The sequence below is a fragment of the Rhizobium sp. P43 genome (genome assembly GCF_056730705.1).
The window spans coordinates 969,830-987,756 of the sequence record NZ_CM161539.1; the positions used below are offsets into that span (position 1 = coordinate 969,830).

At 56.6% G+C, this 17,927-nt stretch carries 15 protein-coding genes; 10 read left to right on the forward strand and 5 right to left on the reverse strand.

The features are described 5' to 3' along the window. Window positions 1–50: 50 nt before the first annotated feature. The 3 genes from AC1PUL_RS04690 (at window position 51) to AC1PUL_RS04700 (ending at window position 2,994) form a co-directional block, all read left to right on the forward strand. Window positions 51–1,061, forward strand: a complete 1,011-nt coding sequence (locus tag AC1PUL_RS04690; protein ID WP_480466854.1) for a GntR family transcriptional regulator — start codon at window positions 51–53, stop codon at window positions 1,059–1,061. 72 nt (window positions 1,062–1,133) lie between these two features. After that, complete coding sequence (locus AC1PUL_RS04695) at window positions 1,134–1,877, forward strand: SDR family NAD(P)-dependent oxidoreductase (RefSeq protein ID WP_480466855.1); 744 nt, start codon at window positions 1,134–1,136, stop codon at window positions 1,875–1,877. A 292-nt stretch (window positions 1,878–2,169) separates the two neighbouring features. After that, entirely contained in the window at window positions 2,170–2,994 is an 825-nt protein-coding gene (locus tag AC1PUL_RS04700) for an SMP-30/gluconolactonase/LRE family protein (RefSeq protein WP_480466856.1), read from the forward strand. Between the two features lie 34 nt (window positions 2,995–3,028). On the opposite strand, the gene AC1PUL_RS04705 is transcribed toward AC1PUL_RS04700, so the two are convergent. The 4 genes from AC1PUL_RS04705 to AC1PUL_RS04720 all read right to left on the reverse strand — a co-directional run bounded on the left by AC1PUL_RS04705 (window position 3,029) and on the right by AC1PUL_RS04720 (window position 6,728). Continuing rightward, the gene (locus tag AC1PUL_RS04705; RefSeq protein ID WP_480468487.1) at window positions 3,029–3,718 is read right to left on the reverse strand and encodes a GntR family transcriptional regulator; all 690 of its coding nucleotides are present in this window, start codon (window positions 3,716–3,718) and stop codon (window positions 3,029–3,031) included. A 201-nt stretch (window positions 3,719–3,919) separates the two neighbouring features. Then, window positions 3,920–5,200 carry a TRAP transporter large permease gene (locus AC1PUL_RS04710; protein WP_480466857.1) on the reverse strand — a complete coding sequence of 427 codons (1,281 nt, stop codon included), beginning with the start codon at window positions 5,198–5,200 and terminating at the stop codon, window positions 3,920–3,922. Between the two features lies 1 nt (window position 5,201). Next, window positions 5,202–5,696 carry a TRAP transporter small permease gene (locus AC1PUL_RS04715; protein ID WP_480466858.1) on the reverse strand — a complete coding sequence of 165 codons (495 nt, stop codon included), beginning with the start codon at window positions 5,694–5,696 and terminating at the stop codon, window positions 5,202–5,204. Between the two features lie 72 nt (window positions 5,697–5,768). Further along, window positions 5,769–6,728, reverse strand: coding sequence for a C4-dicarboxylate TRAP transporter substrate-binding protein (locus AC1PUL_RS04720; RefSeq protein WP_480468489.1), 960 nt, complete (start codon window positions 6,726–6,728; stop codon window positions 5,769–5,771). A 279-nt stretch (window positions 6,729–7,007) separates the two neighbouring features. Here AC1PUL_RS04720 and araD point away from each other — a divergent pair, with 279 nt between their 5' ends. After that, entirely contained in the window at window positions 7,008–8,741 is a 1,734-nt protein-coding gene (gene araD, locus AC1PUL_RS04725) for an L-arabinonate dehydratase (protein WP_480466859.1), read from the forward strand. 13 nt (window positions 8,742–8,754) lie between these two features. Continuing rightward, window positions 8,755–9,474: a ribonuclease activity regulator RraA gene (locus AC1PUL_RS04730; protein WP_480466860.1), complete on the forward strand. Its 720-nt coding sequence runs from the start codon at window positions 8,755–8,757 to the stop codon at window positions 9,472–9,474. A gap of 160 nt (window positions 9,475–9,634) precedes the next feature. Here the strand turns inward: AC1PUL_RS04730 and AC1PUL_RS04735 are convergent, their stop codons facing one another. Beyond that, window positions 9,635–10,099, reverse strand: a complete 465-nt coding sequence (locus AC1PUL_RS04735; protein ID WP_480466861.1) for an HNH endonuclease — start codon at window positions 10,097–10,099, stop codon at window positions 9,635–9,637. A gap of 528 nt (window positions 10,100–10,627) precedes the next feature. Here AC1PUL_RS04735 and AC1PUL_RS04740 point away from each other — a divergent pair. The 5 genes from AC1PUL_RS04740 (at window position 10,628) to AC1PUL_RS04760 (ending at window position 17,845) form a co-directional block, all read left to right on the forward strand. After that, complete coding sequence (locus AC1PUL_RS04740) at window positions 10,628–11,962, forward strand: DNA cytosine methyltransferase (RefSeq protein WP_480466862.1); 1,335 nt, start codon at window positions 10,628–10,630, stop codon at window positions 11,960–11,962. Beyond that, the gene (locus AC1PUL_RS04745) at window positions 11,952–13,511 is read left to right on the forward strand and encodes an ATP-binding protein (protein ID WP_480466863.1); all 1,560 of its coding nucleotides are present in this window, start codon (window positions 11,952–11,954) and stop codon (window positions 13,509–13,511) included. Before AC1PUL_RS04740 ends, AC1PUL_RS04745 begins: the two co-directional genes overlap by 11 nt. Before the next feature lie 9 nt (window positions 13,512–13,520). Further along, on the forward strand, window positions 13,521–15,749 hold the full coding sequence (locus AC1PUL_RS04750; protein WP_480466864.1) for a Z1 domain-containing protein: 2,229 nt from the start codon (window positions 13,521–13,523) through the stop codon (window positions 15,747–15,749). Further along, window positions 15,742–16,737 (forward strand): PD-(D/E)XK motif protein, encoded by a 996-nt coding sequence (locus AC1PUL_RS04755; protein ID WP_480466865.1) that lies wholly within the window; start codon window positions 15,742–15,744, stop codon window positions 16,735–16,737. Before AC1PUL_RS04750 ends, AC1PUL_RS04755 begins: the two co-directional genes overlap by 8 nt. Before the next feature lie 466 nt (window positions 16,738–17,203). After that, a complete protein-coding gene (locus AC1PUL_RS04760; RefSeq protein WP_480466866.1) occupies window positions 17,204–17,845 on the forward strand; it encodes a recombinase family protein in 642 nt (213 codons plus the stop codon). Window positions 17,846–17,927: the final 82 nt, after the last annotated feature.

The window sequence follows — 17,927 nt, forward strand, 5'->3', positions numbered from 1 at the left end:
CTGCGGTGTTGTCGCTCGACAATGTGATTGCTATGCTGGATGCCTAAAGGATGAGTATCATCACAACCATGGCCAGATCTGCCGCAACACCGCTCGGCCCGGCGCCGCGCCTTCACACTCAGATTAGGGATATCGTGGCGGCGAGAATCGCGCAGGGGGCTCTTGCCGCCGGGACGCATCTGCATGAGTCCCAGCTCGCGACGGAATTCGGGATCTCGCGAGCGCCTGCGCGGCATGCCTTGGCTGCGCTTGAAGAGGCAGGTTTCGTCACCAAGGCGGCGGGGCGGGGCTATCTTGTCGCGGCCAACCCGCCATCGGTTGACTACGCTTCCGATCTGTCGTCCCCCGATCCTGTGGTAACTGTCAATTCCAGCGCCAGTTGGGAGCGCATCTATCAGGAGGTGGAAAACGAAATCATCGCCCGCATTTCCTTTGGCAGTTGGCGGCTGAGCGAAGTGGCCCTCGCCAGTCACTATGGTGTCAGCCGCACGGTAGCGCGCGATGTTGTCGGTCGCTTGCAGCAGCGTGGCCTGGTCCGCAAGGACGATGGCGGCCGCTGGTATGCGCCGGCGCTCACCCCGGAACATATTGGCGAACTCTATGAAATGCGCGCGCTGCTTGAGCCTGCGGCCTTGCTTAAGGCCGTTCCCAACCTGCCCGATGGCCTGCTCGACACAATGAGCGCCGATCTCGATGCGGCTATCGCCAATGCCGAGGTTATCGGTGGCGATGTTCTCGATGAACTCGAGAACCAGTTGCACTTTCAATTGCTGAGCTTTTGCGGTCAGAACACATTGATGCAGGCGATCATCCAGCATCAGTCACTTCTCGTTGCGCATCATTTTCTCTATCGCTGGACGCCGAAGCTCTTCCGCTCCGAGCCCTTTCTTCCCGAGCACCGAGAAATCCTGGACCGGCTTATGGCCGGCCGCTTTGAGGATGCGTCTCATAGCTTGAAATGGCACCTGCAATCATCGAGTGCGCGCGTCATTGCCCGTGTCGATCTCATCCAGGACGAGTTCCGCACCGAGGGCATCTCCTTCCTTACCCTGGCGAAATAGAGTGGGCGGAGGCTGGCCTGTAGAAAATGCTTGATGTATGCATTGGTCATTTTCTGCGCGGAGGATCGGGTCATGAGGTTGAAGGGTAAAACGGCTGTTATCATCGGCGGTAGCGGCGGCATCGGGTTGGCGCTCGCCCAAGCCATGGACCGCGAAGGCGCTCGGGTTGCGATCGTTGCGCGGAACCAGAACAAGCTCGATCAGGCCGCCAGCGCTCTTTCGGAACAGACGGTCCTGCATGCCGCCGATGTCAATGAACCGGTGGCAATGGACGATATGGTCGCGAGCCTGACCGATAAACTCGGCACACCCGACATTCTCGTGAATTGCCAGGGCACCACGGTCATCAAGCCAACACTTGAGATCACTCGCGAGGAGTTTGCCGAGGTGATGCGTACCAATATCGAGAGCGTCACTTTTGCCTCGATCGCCTTTGGCCGCGACATGATCGCGCGTGGATCTGGTTCGATCATCAACATTGCTTCGCTGTCGGCCCATCGTGGTTGGCCCTTGGCGGCGGTCTACGCCATGTCGAAGCACGCGATTATCGGCCTCACCAAATCCCTTGCCGCCGAATGGGCCCCCCACGGGGTGCGTTGCAACTCCATTTCGCCGGGTTTCTTCATGACCGATCTCAACCGCGAACGGATGCCTGAGGCGCGTAAGCAGGCTGCGCTTGCGCGTACTCCCTATGCGCGGTTCGGGAATGTCGAGGAATTGGCCGGTGCGGCGCTTTACCTCGCCTCGGACGAGTCCCGCTTCGTTTCCGGTGCCGACATCAATGTCGACGGCGGCTATCTTGCCGCCGGCATATAGTTGACGTTTGAGGCGAGGGGCATCGCAGTCCACTGTTGGCCTGGCTCGCTCTCCAAACGGCACAAGTGCGGTTGATCAATCGCAATCACGATGCAAGGCAGTGCGCTCAATCCCAATAAGTAAAAATATGTTACTAAAATGCATATTTTTCAGTAATTTGGCGTTATAGATGCATTAGTGCATTTTGCGCTTGTCAATTGCCTTTCGCTAGGGCATCACGGTGTTATACGTCATCCCCGGAAGCCTTAGGCGGACCTTGCCCTGACCCCAAGGTGAGGCTCAAGCATTCAACATGATCAGTGCCTTTTCGCCATATTCAGACAGATGGGGTCATCTTGGCGAGAGCCCCGTTTTTGATCCGAACGGCATGTGCCTCTGGTGGGCCGATACCGAAGGCTGCCAGATCTTGCGCACGGCTCTGACGAGCGGGGCAACCACGACGTTCAAGGCGCCGGAGGCCGTCGGCTGCATTGGGATGTGGTCCGATGGCAAGCTGCTGGCAGGTCTTGCCTCGGGCATGTTTCTGTTTGATCCGGACAGCGGGACGTTTGATCTCGCTTGCAGTCCGGAGACACGGCAGGATGTGCGCTTCAATGATGGTGCGCTCGATCCCGCCGGGCGGTTTTTTGCCGGCACCATGCATCGCGATATCACAGAGCCGGCCGGGGCGATTTTTTGCGTGGAAAGGGACTTGAGCCACCGACGTCTCTTCGAGGGTCTGTGGACACCCAATGGCCTTGCATTCGACCCGGTGCGTGCGCGGATGTATTTTTCCGACTCCCACCCGTCCGTGCGCACGATCTGGGTATCCGATTATGACGTCATCACCGGCACGCCCAGCAATCGGCGTGTCTTTGCGACCACGCATGCGGTCGAGGGAAGGCCGGACGGTGCCTTTGTCGACGCAGAGGGAATATACTGGATCGCCGGTGTCGGCGGCTCGCAGATACTGAGATTTACCCCAGGCGGAGAGATGCTGGCACCGATCACGGTGCCGATCAGCCATCCCACCAAGCTCTTGATCGTCGATGGAAGCCTCTATCTCACGTCGCGCCGCACGGCGTCGCCTGGAGAAGAGCATCCATCTGGCCATCTCCTGCGGGCCAGCATCTCTTAGCAGTACCGGCGAAAACCGCACTGCCGCACATCCGCTAGGATATGTCGGCCGGCAACTTGATGTAATCGGGATACTTGTCGCTGATCGTATCGATGACGGACAGCGTGCCCGAGAGATGGTGGCGAAGGCTGGCTGTGGCCGCCTCCACATCTCCCGAACGGATTGCTTCGACGATGGCGCGGTGGTCCGAAAGTACCTGATCCTGCTTGCCTGGCATAGGCAGGTTGAGCATGCGGAGACGATCCAGATGCAGGCTCTTGCGACGGATCGTTTCGTGAAGGCCCATGATGCCGGCACGTTCGAACAGGATGCGATGAAACGCCTTGTCCAGTTCGTCGAAGCGATCATAATCGGAGGGCGACATGGCATTCTGCTGATCGGCGAGAGCTGATTGCAATGCCTCTGCCGTCTCGACAGCTGATGTTGCGGTCAGCCGGCGCACGGCCTCGAGCTCGACCGACAGACGCAGGAAATGTGCTTCCGTGGCCAGTTTGATGTCGATCTTGGCGACGACGGTGGCAAACTGAGGAAAGACTTCGACAAGTCCCTCTTCCTCCAACCGTATCAGCGCGTCCCTGACCGGGGTCTGGCTGACATGGAATTCCTGCTGCAAGCCCTGCCTGGATATGACCGTGCCCGGAGGCATGGCGAGCGAGAGGATGCGCATGCGCAGGATTTCGAGAATCTGTGGCCCCGCCTGACGCCAGCGGTCAAGGCCACGCATGCGCGACTTCACCTTCAAGGACGCACTCCCCTTCACTGTCTGAACCTGTTCGTTCGCTTATCCAAGCAATTTCCCATATTTCAGACCGGGCTGCGTGACCAGCCGTATTGTGACGACAACGACTGCCAATCTCGATCCTAGAGCCCCTCATCATCGACACCTGGTATCGGCGCCGCCGGATTAAGCCGGCGGCGCAATGTCTTAGCCAAAGGCAAGATTAGGCAGGAAGAGCACCACTTCCGGCAGGAAAAGCAGAGCCACGACCAAGGCGATCACCGTTGCGAGGAATGGCAGTGCCTCTCTCAGATACTCGTCTATCTTCACATGCATGAGCGAGCAGACGGCGAACATGGCCACGCCCACTGGCGGTGTCATGCCCCCGAGGGTGACGATACTCATCATCAGAATGCCGAAATGCACCGGATCGACACCGATCTGCGTGATGATCGGAACGAAGATCGGCGTCAGCAAGAGGACGAGCACCGTGCTTTCGATGAACAGGCCGGCGACCAGCAGGAAAAACAGGATCATCGCCACGATGACTGCCGGGCTTTCTATCCCCTCCAGCATCCACGTCGAAACATCCTGAGGCACCTGAAGATAGATGATCGCAAAACCAACCATGCCCGACATGAGGATGATGATCATGATCAAGCCGATATCAGAAACGGCCTGAGACACGGCTTCCTTCAGCCGGGCGAAATCGAGTTCCCGGTGACCGAAATAACCGACAAAAACGGCATAGGCGACGGCAAAGGCGCCGACTTCCGACGGTGTGAACACCCCGCCACGAATGGAAAACACGAGCGCGACGGGAAAGAGTAGCGCCCATTTGGCATCCCACATGGCCATCATCAGAGCCTTGAAGGTAGGCCGCTTGCTGTCTGAAACTACATAGTCACGACGCTTCGCGATCACATAGGTTGTCAGCATGAGAGCGGCCATCATCAGAAGGCCTGGGACAATGCCTGCAAGAAACAGCCGACCAATCGAAACATTCCCGACATAACCATAGAGGATGAGCCCGATGCTCGGAGGGATCGTCGCGGTTATCAGGGAGCTTACTGCGATGATGCCGGCAGAAAAGCCGTTGCTATAGCCTTGCGCGATCATCGTGGGTCCAAGAACACGCGCCTCCATGGCAGCATCGGCGACTGCCGAACCGGAAACTCCGCCCATGACCGTCGAGAGGACGATCGACACCTGGGCAAGGCCACCGGCCATCCAGCCCACTGCGACAAATGAAAACTTGAACAGTCGGTCAGTGATGCCGCTGACATTCATCAGATGTCCGGCGAACACAAAGAAGGGCACAGCCAGCAAAGGAAAGCTCTGGCTCATGGTCGCAATCTTCTGAACCGCAATCGAGATGGGCATGGTCGATTCGTTGAGAAAGAAGACAAAGCCCGCAATCCCGATTGCGAATGCGACCGGCATCCCAATCAGCATGAATGTAAAAAAGATGACTGAAATCAGGCCCATGTCATGCCTCCGGAGTGGTCGGACGATGCTCGTCGCGCGAATAGATGAAGGCAGCGCCGTTAGTCCCGCGTTTGGCGGCACTGACCATGTTCCTCACGAGAGCAATGGCGATCATCAGACAGCCGACAGGAACTGCAGAGGTCACGAAGGCATAAGACAGGCCGCTGTCTCCAAACACCCGTTGCGTGTTGAGGAGGGTCAGCTGGTAGCCTTCGATGGCGAGGAACAGCAAGAATGTCAGAATGACCAGGGAAACGGCAAATTCCAGACGCAACCTTGTCGTCGGGTTGAGCCAACGCACGAGGATATCGATACCGAGATGGGCCCGTTCGCGCATGCCGCGCGCCGCACCAAAGAAACACAGCCAGATGAACAGCAATTGCGCCATGTCCATCGACCAGATGAGCGGATAACCAAAAAAGCGCATGATGGCGGCAGTCAGCACCAGCAACACGATCGCACAGAGCAGCAAGGACGCTATTGCCAGTTCCAGCATAGCCAAACGTTTCAACATGGAGATTTTCCCTGAAGGAGAAGGAAAGCGGGGGCTTTCGCCCCCGTCACAAGGTTATTCCGAAGCAATCTTCTGCAGGGTATCACGCAGTTCGCCATAACCCAGGGCATCGTAAACCGAAGCTGTGGCCTCCTTGAAAGGCGTTACATCGATTTCGGCGACGGTCATGCCACCGGCCTTCAGCTCTGCTTCGATGCTTGCGAGCACATCACGGGTGCCGAAGGAGGCGACGTCGCCGGCCTTCAGAGCCTCTTCGCGAAGGAGCGCCTGGAGGTCGGCCGGAAGGCTGTCGAACCAGGTCGCACTGGTGACCAGTCCCGTGATCAGGTTGATGTGTCCGGTCTTGGTGAGGTGGGTGGTGACTTCGGCAAGCTTGGCACCTTTGCCTGCCGGCAACTGCGCTTCGGCAGCATCGATGACACTCTGCTGTAGGGCCGAGTAGACTTCAGCAAACGGCATCGGGGTGGGGGTCGCCCCCATGGCCTTCACGGTTTCCATCCAGACAGGCGCACCGGGTGTGCGAAGACGAACGCCGGAAAGGTCTGCTGGACCGGCGACAGGCTTTTTCGTCCAAAGATGCCGCTCGCCCTGCCACCAGTTGAAGGACAGGATCTGATGGCCCGATGCGGTACGCAGGGCCGCGACCCATTCTTCAAACAGAGGGCTTGTGACAACCTTTCGCATGCCGTCATAGCCATCTGCGAGATAGGGGGCGCCGAGAACGCCGAACTCCTTCTGGAACACCGCCAATCGTCCACCATCGACGACCACGGCAACAGGCGCACCGGCGCGGGCCTGCTCCAATACGTCTTCATCCGGCCCGAGCTGCGAGTTGGGGAACAGTCTAATTTCAAGTGCACCATTGCTGCGTGCCGCGATCGCATCGCGGAAGCTTTCCAGTCCCTTGTAGAGGGGGTCGGTGGTGGTCAGCGCCGTGTTGATGCTGAGCGTGTGATCAGCAGCCTGAAGCGGCAGAGCTGTTGCCAGGCCGGCAGCGGCGGCAACGAGAGTCATGAGCAAGGGTCGCATAGTTCTCCTCCAGTGTTCGGCTCCTCCGGCCGTCATCTCACGCTAGTGCTCTAATGCATCAGCGTCAATAGACTCTACAAAACAATGTTATACGCCATTTTCTCGTATTGCGTTTTCTAAACATTCCAGATTACGATGAAGGCTGATGCACTGATGCATCAGAATAAGAGGCCAAGCGGCGTCAGATCGCTGGTCGCGGACGATCCGCCCGCCGTCGTGTGCGCGGTCATGGCGGTATCGACAAGAACGAGGGACGGAAACGGCATGACAAGAAAAACTCCGGAAACCCTGCGCTCAGCACGCTGGTTCGCACCGGATGACCTTCGCAGCATGGGGCACAGGTCCCGCATGATGCAGCTTGGTTATGCTGAGTCCGAATTCATGGGGCGACCGGTCATCGGCATTATGGACACCTGGTCGGAGCTGAACACCTGCCACTCTCACTTCCCTGAACGTGTGGCCGATGTGAAGCGCGGCGTCCTCCAGGCGGGTGGCTTCCCCGTCCGGATGCCATCGCTTTCCGTCGATGAAAGCAACATGAAACCGACATCCATGCTGTTTCGCAACATGCTGGCGATCGAGACGGAGGAAATGATCCGTTGCCATCCACTCGATGGCATCGTCCTGATGGGCGGCTGCGACAAGACCACGCCCGGCCTGGTCTTGGGCGCCATCTCTGCCGGTGTGCCCTTCATCTACATTCCGGCTGGTCCGATGATTCGCGGAAACTTTGCCGGCAAGACCCTGGGCTCTGGTTCGGATGCCTGGAAATACTGGGACGAGCGGCGGGCCGGCAATCTGACAGACGAAGATTGGCGCGGCATTCAGGGCGGCATCGCCCGCTCACCCGGCACCTGCATGACGATGGGGACGGCGAGCACGATGACCGCCATCGCTGAAAGCATGGGGCTCACTCTGCCTGGCGCATCCTCAATCCCGGCGGTCGACAGCAATCATCAGCGCATGGCGTCCGAGGCCGGGCGCCGCATTGTCGATATGGTGTGGGAGGATTTGAGGCCCTCCGACATTATCACCGAGGCAGCCTGCCGCAATGCCGCCATCGTGGCCATGGCCACCGGTTGTTCGACCAATGCCGTCGTGCATCTGATCGCGATTGCGAAACGCGCCGGCATTTCCCTGACCCTCGACGATCTCGATGCTTTGGGCCGTGTCACGCCGCTGATTGCCAATGTCCGCCCCGCCGGCAAAGACTATCTAATGGAGGACTTCTACTATGCCGGGGGGCTCAGAGCGCTCATGGCGCAGCTCAGAGACCGTCTTGATTGTTCGGCGATCACGGTGACGGGCAAGAGCCTCGGGGACAACCTTGAGGGTGCGAAGGTCTATAATGATGACGTCATCCGACCGCTCAGCAACCCGGTCTATCATCAGGGTTCGCTTGCCGTGCTGCGGGGCAATCTGTGCCCCAACGGAGCCGTGATCAAGCCGGCGGCCTGCGATCCGCGATACTATCGCCACGAGGGCCCCGCTTTGGTCTATGACAGCTATCCCGAGCTGAAGGCCGCCATCGATGATGAGAATCTGCACGTGACGCCCGATCACGTGCTGGTCTTGCGAAATGCAGGTCCGCTTGGTGGTCCGGGCTTTCCGGAATGGGGCATGCTGCCCATCCCCAAGGCGCTGATCAAGCAGGGACATCGGGATATGCTCAGGATCTCCGATGCCCGCATGTCCGGGACGTCCTATGGCGCCTGCGTGCTGCATGTGTCGCCGGAGAGCTTTATCGGCGGCCCCCTGGCGCTGCTGAAGACCGGCGACATGATCCGGCTCGACATCGAAAACCGGAGCCTCGACATGCTTGTGTCCGACGAGGAGCTTGCCCGCCGAAAGGCTGCCTGGACACCGCCGGAACCGCGTTATGAGCGCGGCTGGGGATGGCTCTTCTCCAAACATGTGACCCAGGCCGATCAAGGCTGCGACTTCGATTTCCTGCAGACTGACTTTGGTCGCACGGCCGGCGAGCCCGACATTTACTAACCGAGGATCCCTGATGACCACCTATGTTCTGTCGGACGACGTCCGGGCGAAATTCACCAAGATCTCCACCGCATCGATTGCGACCGCCCTCTACAAACGCGGCCTGCGCAATCAGTTCATCCAGGGCGTGGTTCCCGTCACGCCGAAGGCTGAGACCATGGTCGGCCAGGCCTTTACCCTGCGCTATATTCCGGCCCGCGAGGACCGCAATCCGATCACCGTCTTCCGCAACCCCGACCATCCGCAGCGGGTTGCTGTCGAAACCTGCCCGGCGGGCCATGTGCTGGTGATGGATGCACGCAAGGACAGCCGCGCTGCAACGGCCGGCTCCATCCTGATCACCCGCCTGGCGCTAAGAGGCGCTGCCGGCGTGGTCTCCGATGGTGGCTTTCGCGATGCCGAAGGGATCGGTGCGCTCGACATGCCGGCTTACTATGCGCGGCCATCGGCACCGACAAACCTCACCCTGCATGAAGCCATCGACATCAACGTGCCGATCTCCTGTGGCGATGTCGCGGTGTTTCCGGGTGACGTGCTGGTCGGTGACCGCGACGGCGTGATGGTCATTCCAGCCCATCTTGCCGACGAACTTGCCGAGGAATGCTCTGGCATGGAGAGCTACGAGGAATTTGTTCTCGAAAAGGTCAAGGCCGGCACCCCTATCATCGGGCTTTACCCCCCGACCAACGAAACCTTCCTTGAGCAGTATCAGGATTGGAAAAAGCAGAATTAGGCAGAAATGGTGGGCCCGGAGGGAGCGCCCACCATCGCTCAAAAGCCTTAAAAGCCAGGGCTTGAGGGATCGCTAGGGGGGCACGATGTCCCCCCTTTGTGTCTCTGCATTGCATGGAACAAATGGACATGCAATCAGAATGAGTATTAGTTGCGTTGACCTAGCTGCCGTCAGAACTGGTTATCTCAGGGGTGAGAGACAACGAGTTTGCTCCAAAACGCCTATGCACTTCTGCCTGTAGAACCGCCGCATGCTTCTGGGCGTCCTGAAGCGCCTCCTCTAGCCGGCGCAAGTTTTCCCAATGTTGCGCCCATAATGTAGCATCTGCTAATTTTTCAAGTGGTAGCGGCTGTACTGCTCCCCAAGTCTCGAAACGCTCCAGCGCTGCAATACGCTTGTCTAGGTCTGGAATTTTTCTGGATGCTGGTGAGCCAGCGGCACTGCCTACGATCCAAGAGCGCCATTCTTTTGCACCCTTAGACTGGTTGCAGCGGCCACATGACGGCACCAAATTCTTGTAGTCAGAAATGTATCCTGTGGGCCTCTTGTTCCTTACAAGTGGGCGTAGATGATCCCAATCTGAAGCTACCCCGCCGCAGTACGCACATACAATGCCATCGTCCATACCAAGCTCTCGCAGAGCCTCCGACTGCTGGCTAGATGAGGGCGGGACCCAAGGAATAACCGCTTGGACAAAGCTATTCGTAACCGAGGATACTCGTTGCGTAATCTTCAATGGCTTTCTGAACTTCACTTCTTATTCATCCCCAAATCATCAATGCGATTTCTACATTGTCGTTTCGCCCGAATTTCCTGTGGGAAGCGGAGCGCTTTTTACAGCGAATGCTGATACGACCATAGGCTTCAGGCTTTCATGGGGGTAGTTTCTATAGGTTGATAAACATTGACCAGATCTATCGACACCGAATCAAATATGGTGCAACTTGGTGCAAAGGGGTGCGCATGGCCACGACTCAGCATCAGAAGCGTTTTACGGTGTCTCTCGAAGCTGAGGACTACGACGCGCTTCGTGCGATTGCTGACGGCCACCGCCCCCCTCTTAAGCTGCAATACGTTGTAAACGTTGCAATAAAGAATCTCTTAGAGCGGCATGCTACAAAGCAATTGTCGTTCCCTTTGGATGAGTAACCAAATGGGCGGCCTCAAATTTATCGATCTCTTTGCTGGCCTTGGCGGCTTCCATCAGGCACTTGAACGGCTCGGGCATACGTGTGTCTTTGCCTCTGAACTCGATCCGGCGCTTGCCAGCCTCTATGAGAAGAATTTCGGCATCCGGCCACACGGCGATATACGTGAGGCCTTTTCTAAGGTGCCTGCACACGACGTTCTGTGTGCAGGGTTTCCTTGTCAGCCGTTTTCAAAGGCGGGTGATCAGCTTGGTTTTGATTGCCCGCAATGGGGTGACTTGTTTGACTACGTTCTGAGAATCCTAGACACGCATAAACCATCCTACCTGCTTATCGAAAACGTTCCGAATCTCCTGCGCCATAACGAGGGTAAGACTTGGGAGAAGATCAAAGCAAGGCTGGAAGAGCTGGAATATGTGGTCGATAAGCACAAGTTGTCGCCATATATGTTCGGCGTCCCACAAGTGCGCGAACGTGCCATCATCGTTGGGGCGCGGGCAGGTCTAGGTCACTTTGCGTGGCCCAAGCCGACCCACAAGCTTGAAGAAGTCACGATTAAGAGTGTTCTCGATAAGCGGCCGCCCGATGCACGGGCGCTAGGCCCGAAGTTCATTGAATACTTGGCAACTTGGCAGCAGCTCTTAGATTCACTACCTCGAGACGAAGAACTCCCATCATTCCCCATATGGGCAATGGAATTCGGAGCGACCTACCCGTTTCGCGATCGGTCGCCGCATGACATCGGCTTCGGGGCGATTGGCGCCTATAAGGGCGCGCTGGGGAGGCCGCTGCGCGGTCTTAGTTCCGAAGAGGTGAAAAAAACTCTACCTGCTTATGCGCTTGATGAGATTGCTAGTTTTCCCGAGTGGAAGAAGACTTTCATCCGTCAGAACAGGGAGTTCTATAAGCGGCATAAGGCCGTTATTGATCCATGGCTCCCCAAACTCGTGGATTTCTCCCCCAGCTTCCAGAAACTTGAGTGGAATTGGAAGGGTGGGCCAAGGGATTTGTGGCAGACTGTCATCCAATTCCGCGCATCAGGGATTCGCGCCAAACGTCCGACTGCAGCACCCTCGCTCGTCGCCCTCACTACCAGCCAAGTACCGGTAATCCCATGGGAACGGCGATACATGACCATGCGAGAATGTGCTCGGCTTCAAAGCATGGGAGCCCTACCTTACCTACCCGAAAGCCAGACCGCAGCGCATAAAGCACTTGGAAATGCGGTCAACGTTGACGTTATACATGCAGTTGCAACCGCATTGCTGGTGCCGCCCTCTACCCGGAATGCAGCGGCATATGAAATGACTTCAAGCGCTGAGAGCAGCTATGCTGCATGAACAAGGCGGGCCCGAAGAACCCATCACCGCTGTACCTATTCGGCCTGGTGTAAGCGTACTCTCGATCTTGCGGCACCTGAACTATAAGACTTGGTTCGCGTTGGCTGAGTTCGTGGACAACGCCGTGCAGAGCTATCTTGTAAACAAAGATCGCCTTGAGACACTTCATGGCTCTGATTTTCGCCTCAAGGTAGATATTTCGATCGAGTCAGCCGCGCCATCGCGTATCGTCATACGAGACAATGCTGCCGGTATCGCTTTGCAAGACTTCCCTCGCGCGTTTCGACCAGCCGCAATTCCACCTGATCGCAGCGGGCTATCAGAATTCGGCATGGGGATGAAAAGCGCTGCATGCTGGTTCGCGCCACGATGGTCGGTGCGGACAAAGGCGCTCGACGAATCTGCCGAACGAATGGTTCGCTTCGATGTAGCGAAGATTGTCCAGGACCAGCTCGAAGAACTGGAGATAGCGGAAAGCCCGGCACAGCCAAAGGCCCACTTCACCGAGCTTGTTCTTGATGAACCTTATCACATTCCCGCCGGGCGAACTGTTGGTAAGATCAAAGACCATCTCACGGACATTTATCGCGTTTACATTCGAGGTGGAATTCTTGAGCTGCGCTTCAACGGCGAGTTGTTAGAGTATTCTCCCCCGCGTCTGTTGTCCGCGCCTTATGCGCGCAAGCCGGAAGACGGCATCCGGGAATGGATGTGCAATGTCGAATTTGACTTCGGCAACGGTCTGTCGGTGACTGGATTTGCTGGCCTAATGGACCCGATGAACACCAATCGCTCCGGTTTCGCATTGTTTCGACGTAACCGCCTCATCGAGGGAAGTGGCGACGAGGGATATCGACCCCCTTTCATTTTCGGTCAGCCCGGTAACTTCCGTTGGCGCAGGCTCTTTGGTGAGCTTCACCTAGAAGGTTTCGATGTTAGCCACACGAAGGATGGTTTCCGCTGGGATGAGAACGAGCAGCCATTTCTTGAGTTATTGCGCGAGAAGCTTGACGGGGACGACTTACCCATGCTTCGGCAGGCGGACCTTTATCGTGTTCAAGCTGCACGCAACGAACTAGCCAGGGCAGCGCAAACAGCGATTAGCAGGGCTGTTGACGCCATGCAGGCAACCTTGCCTGGTGCGCTACCCGCCGTTGCCAACGAGCAGGCAATCGAAACGCCAGACACCCCACTCGAACCTGAACCTTCTATCTTAGCGGCTCGCGAGCTAGCGATTAGCTTCCGTGACCAAAAATGGCTACTGCGCATCGAACTGACTAGCGACCCCGCGCAAGGTGATTGGCTCGCAACTAGTGACCACATCTCACGCGAGGATGGAGTACAGGTCTTAGAAATGAGACTGTCAGTAGTTCATCCGTTTATGGTCAGTTTTGCACAAACGGACCCCGATGACTTGGAAGCCTTGCTGCGTGTAGCGGCAGGACTAGCGCTTTCCGAAAAGCTGGCACGGGGTGTCGGCGTGACTATGGCGGGCACCATTCGCCGCAACTTGAACGAGCTTTTGAGAGAAGCTCTGGCCACTCCATAGGTGTGATACATGTCCAGCGGATCAGCAGTCGTTACACCCCTCGATCCACCCCGGCAGCCGGGTATGAACTGGAATCCACATATAGGGGAAGAAGCGCAAGATTTGGTTGCACGCAAGCTTTCCCACGAAAGCGAGGAAGCCCGCACCGCTGTTTTACGCTCTGCTGCGTCCATTTTGTCTAAGGCGGTTGATCCACAAGTCGCGTCGGGCAGTGAAACTGGTCTGGTCGTAGGCTATGTGCAGAGCGGCAAAACATTGTCGTTCTCTACCGTTATGGCTCTAGCGCGTGACAATGGTTTCCAACTTGTCATTGTCGTGGCGGGTACATCCAAGCTATTGCTGAAACAGTCTACTGACCGACTACGGAATGACCTCCAGATCGATAGGATCGAAGGTCTTTTAAAATGGAAGCTTTTTACTGGCCTTGCGGACAACGAAACCAACCGTCGGCATATTCAGCAGACACTAGGTGAATGGTCAGACCCTGATGTGGCGCCCAGCGAGCGAGCGACTGTCCTTATTACAGTAATGAAGCAACACACTTGGCTGAGGAAGCTCGTCAATTTGCTGGGGCATCTCAACCTGACGGGCGTTCCGACACTGATTATCGACGACGAGGCGGATCAGGCTAGCCTAAATACACTCGTTCGGCAGCAGCGCCAAAGCACTACATACCAGCGACTACTGGACCTACGTGACGCGATTCCACACCACACTTTTCTGCAGTATACCGCGACGCCCCAGGCGCCATTGCTTATCAACATCATCGACACCCTATCGCCGAGTTTCGTCGAAGTGCTGGAGCCCGGCACGGGTTATGTCGGTGGACAGGGTTTCTTTTTTGGCAACAGGCCTCTTATACGAGTAATTGGACCCGACGACATCTCAACTGACGACAATCCGCTCGCAGACCCGCCGCAGCCCCTGCGTGAAGCTCTTCGAGTGTTTCTGCTAGGCGTAGCCGCCGGCCTTATAGAGGGGAGAAGTGCGAGAAATCTACAACGCTCCATGCTTGTGCATCCATCTCAACGTACAGATTCGCACGCAGAATACTGGCAGTGGATCGGCAACATGTTCGACGAGTGGCAACGCGTGCTGGAACTCCCCGACGACGATGCTGATAAGCAGGACCTCATTGAGGAATTCAGGCAGGACTATACGGAACTTGCATCTACAGTAGATTCACTCGCTTCGTTCGAGGATATCGTACGGAGACTTCCCCGAGCATTCCGCAACACCAAGATCGAACAAGTAAACGCGAGGAGTGGCAAAACGCCAGAAATCGATTGGAGTCAGTCCTATGGCTGGATCTTGGTCGGTGGACAGTCGATGGACCGTGGATTTACCGTGGAAGGGCTGACTGTAACCTACATGCCGCGCGGGCCGGGGCTCAACAATGCCGATACGGTTCAGCAGCGTGGCCGGTTCTTCGGTTACAAGCAGCGTTATCTGGGATTCTGCCGCGTTTACTTGGAACAAGAAGCTCTAAACTCCTTCAGCGATTACGTAACGCACGAGGAGTTTATGCGGCATCAACTCCAAGAACTTCAACGCAGCGGTGCGCCTCTTCGGGAATGGAAGCGCGCCTTTGTTCTTTCACCGGCCCTGCAGGCTTGCCGCCGAAACGTTCTAGATTACGATTATGTGCGCGGTAACTACTCTGATCAATGGTTCTATCCTGGCATCGCAGAGGCACCTGATGAGGTTCTTGTAGCCAACCGAAATACAATCTCCAATTACATAGCGTCGATCAACCTAGTTGTTGATCCAGATCTTGCTGATCGAGAACCCGCCCAGCGACATAAAGTTTGCCGTGGCCTTTCGTTGGCACAAGTGGTTAGCGATCTAATCGTACCGTTCCGAGTTACCGGGGCCGCAGATTCACGCAATCTTATCGGACTACTTCTTCAGCTATCGCACGCTTTGGAAGTAAACGGCGACGAGCGGTGCACGGTCTACCAGATCAGTCCAGAGTTTGCTCGTTCACGTGCGATCGATACCAATGGTAAGATCAACGAACTCTTCCAGGGGGCAACCCGACTAGCTGCTGGGGGCTACAGCTACCCTGGTGATGCTGCTTTTCGGGATGAGAACACTATAACGATCCAGCTGCACAGTCTACAGTTGCGGCGAGACGGCGCTACTGTCATCGAAAATGTGCCAGTAGTTGCAATCTGGGTTCCGAGCAGGCTCAGACTACAGTGGATTTCGCAGCACCAGCCCGAACAAGATGACTGAGGTTTCACTTTTTGATCTTTTGTCCTTGGTTGAGCCGCTGCCGCAAAGCACGAGCGAGCGGTCGCTTCGGGTGCGCTCGATACCGGGCTATGAGCGTCACTATGTGGGCCGAAATAGTTTTGGCCATCCCTGCCTCTTGCTAGGTAGCCAGCCAGGGGCGTTTCAGGTGCCGGTACGGCTGGCTATGATAGAGGTTCGCTACGGGAATCTTCATCGCATACATCCTCTAGATGGTGATGAGCGTGAGGAATTGCTATCTGTTATCTCGTGTACATCCCATGATATTCAGACCCAGGCGCATTTTCTGCACATCTGCGAGACCGTTTTACGCATACTAGGATCTGACCCAACGCTGCATGACATCGTACTGACTGTGCAGCGCCTCATCGAGCTCTTCCGAAAACTCTCTCAACCGGCTTCTCGCTCGCTGACAGGTCTACTGGGGGAATTATTCTTGATTGCAGCTAGTCGCAACATACGTGCCGCTGCATCAGCATGGCGAACGACCGACGTTGACAGATTCGATTTCTCTACTGCCGACGTGCGCCTTGACGTAAAAGCTTCGAGTGACCGCTCGCGTGTCCATCATTTGTCAGCAGAGCAATGTCAGCCGCCTGTCGCAACTGTAGGTCTCCTTGCCTCACTATTCATCGAGCGCAATGGCGGCGGGCAATCGGTGCGCGAACTGATCGGAACCATCGAGACCGCGTTAGCCGGTGACAACGAATTGATCCTACGAGTGCAAGAAACGATAGCTCAAACTCTCGGCGAGAGCCTGCCTACGGCTATGACCGTTCGTTTCGACGAGCGCCTTGCACGCGCATCGCTACGGTTCTTCGACTTGGCCACAATTCCCGCAATTCGTGATGGCATCCCCAATGGCGTGAGCGGCGTACATTTTCGATCCGACTTATCTCAGAGCGCTGCTTTGACTCAGCGCGACGTGGAGAATTTGTCCGTTAACGCCGGAATTTTTCTGCCTGCATAGGTATGAAAGGTGTTCGATGCCCACCTTCTCAATCACGAAATGGAAAAATTTTTGCGAGGGGGTATCTATGTTGCCTCCCACAGCCATTGCCCCCATGGGCACCTAAAGGTCTGGCATGCCCTCGTACTCGACCTTGGGCCTTGATAATTCTGCTCTGCCATCTTCGGATTAACACGAACCACATAGGCGAGGGGGGGGGGGAGGCCTGTGTCCGCAAGGGGTATGCCTCAGCGAGCGTCCACAGGCGAGGGGGCGGAAGTGTCTGCAAGGGTTGCCGTACCTTTATGGATACCCGTTTAGAGGACACGCCACTCTACCGGACAACCTGAGTATTCAGTATGCTTCGAAATGGTATGCCCAAAGCGAATCGCTTTACAGTGCGACAAGTGACGCTTCGATAAGCTGTCTTGACAACTCAAAGCGAAGTGAAAATAACGAAGGTATCCAAAACGAAGTGAGGTGCCTTATGTTTGTCCGTGCCTATCTCAGAGCGTCGACTAAGGAGCAGGATGCCAACCGCAGCAGAAATGACCTACAACGCTTCACTGACGAGCGTGGGCTCAAGATCGCGGCGTGGTATGTCGAGAATGAAAGCGGCGCATCCCTGAAACGTCCTGAGCTCTTTAGGCTGCTATCCGATTGCCAACCGGGTGACGCCCTGCTTGTCGAACAAGTTGACCGGCTCAGTCGCCTGAATACAGGTGACTGGGAGCAGCTGAAGTCCGAGATCAGTGCGAAGCGAGTAAGGGTAGTGGCCCTGGACCTGCCGACATCACACCAGCTTATCCAGGCTGGTGGTGACGAGTTCTCAACGCGTATGTTGGACGCCATCAATGGTATGATGTTGGACATGCTAGCTGCCATTGCTCGCAAAGACTACGATGACCGACGCAGAAGGCAGCGGCAGGGCATTGATGACGCTAAGGCCCGAGGGGTCTACAGGGGTAGGCCAGAAGATGAGAAGCGGAATGCGGCATTGATGAGCATGCTACGGAGCGGCCAGACATGGTCGAGCATTGTTCAGGCTACTGGCGTGTCTACGTCAACGCTGTCGCGGTTGGCAAAGCGGCTCAAAACCGGCGCGACGGACGGGAACGTGTCGCTCTAAATCGGCATCTACCTAATCTGCACTAGTAATGGCGGGTGGGAGGCCCTTAGGCCGACCCCGCCGATCCATCCCATATAACCAG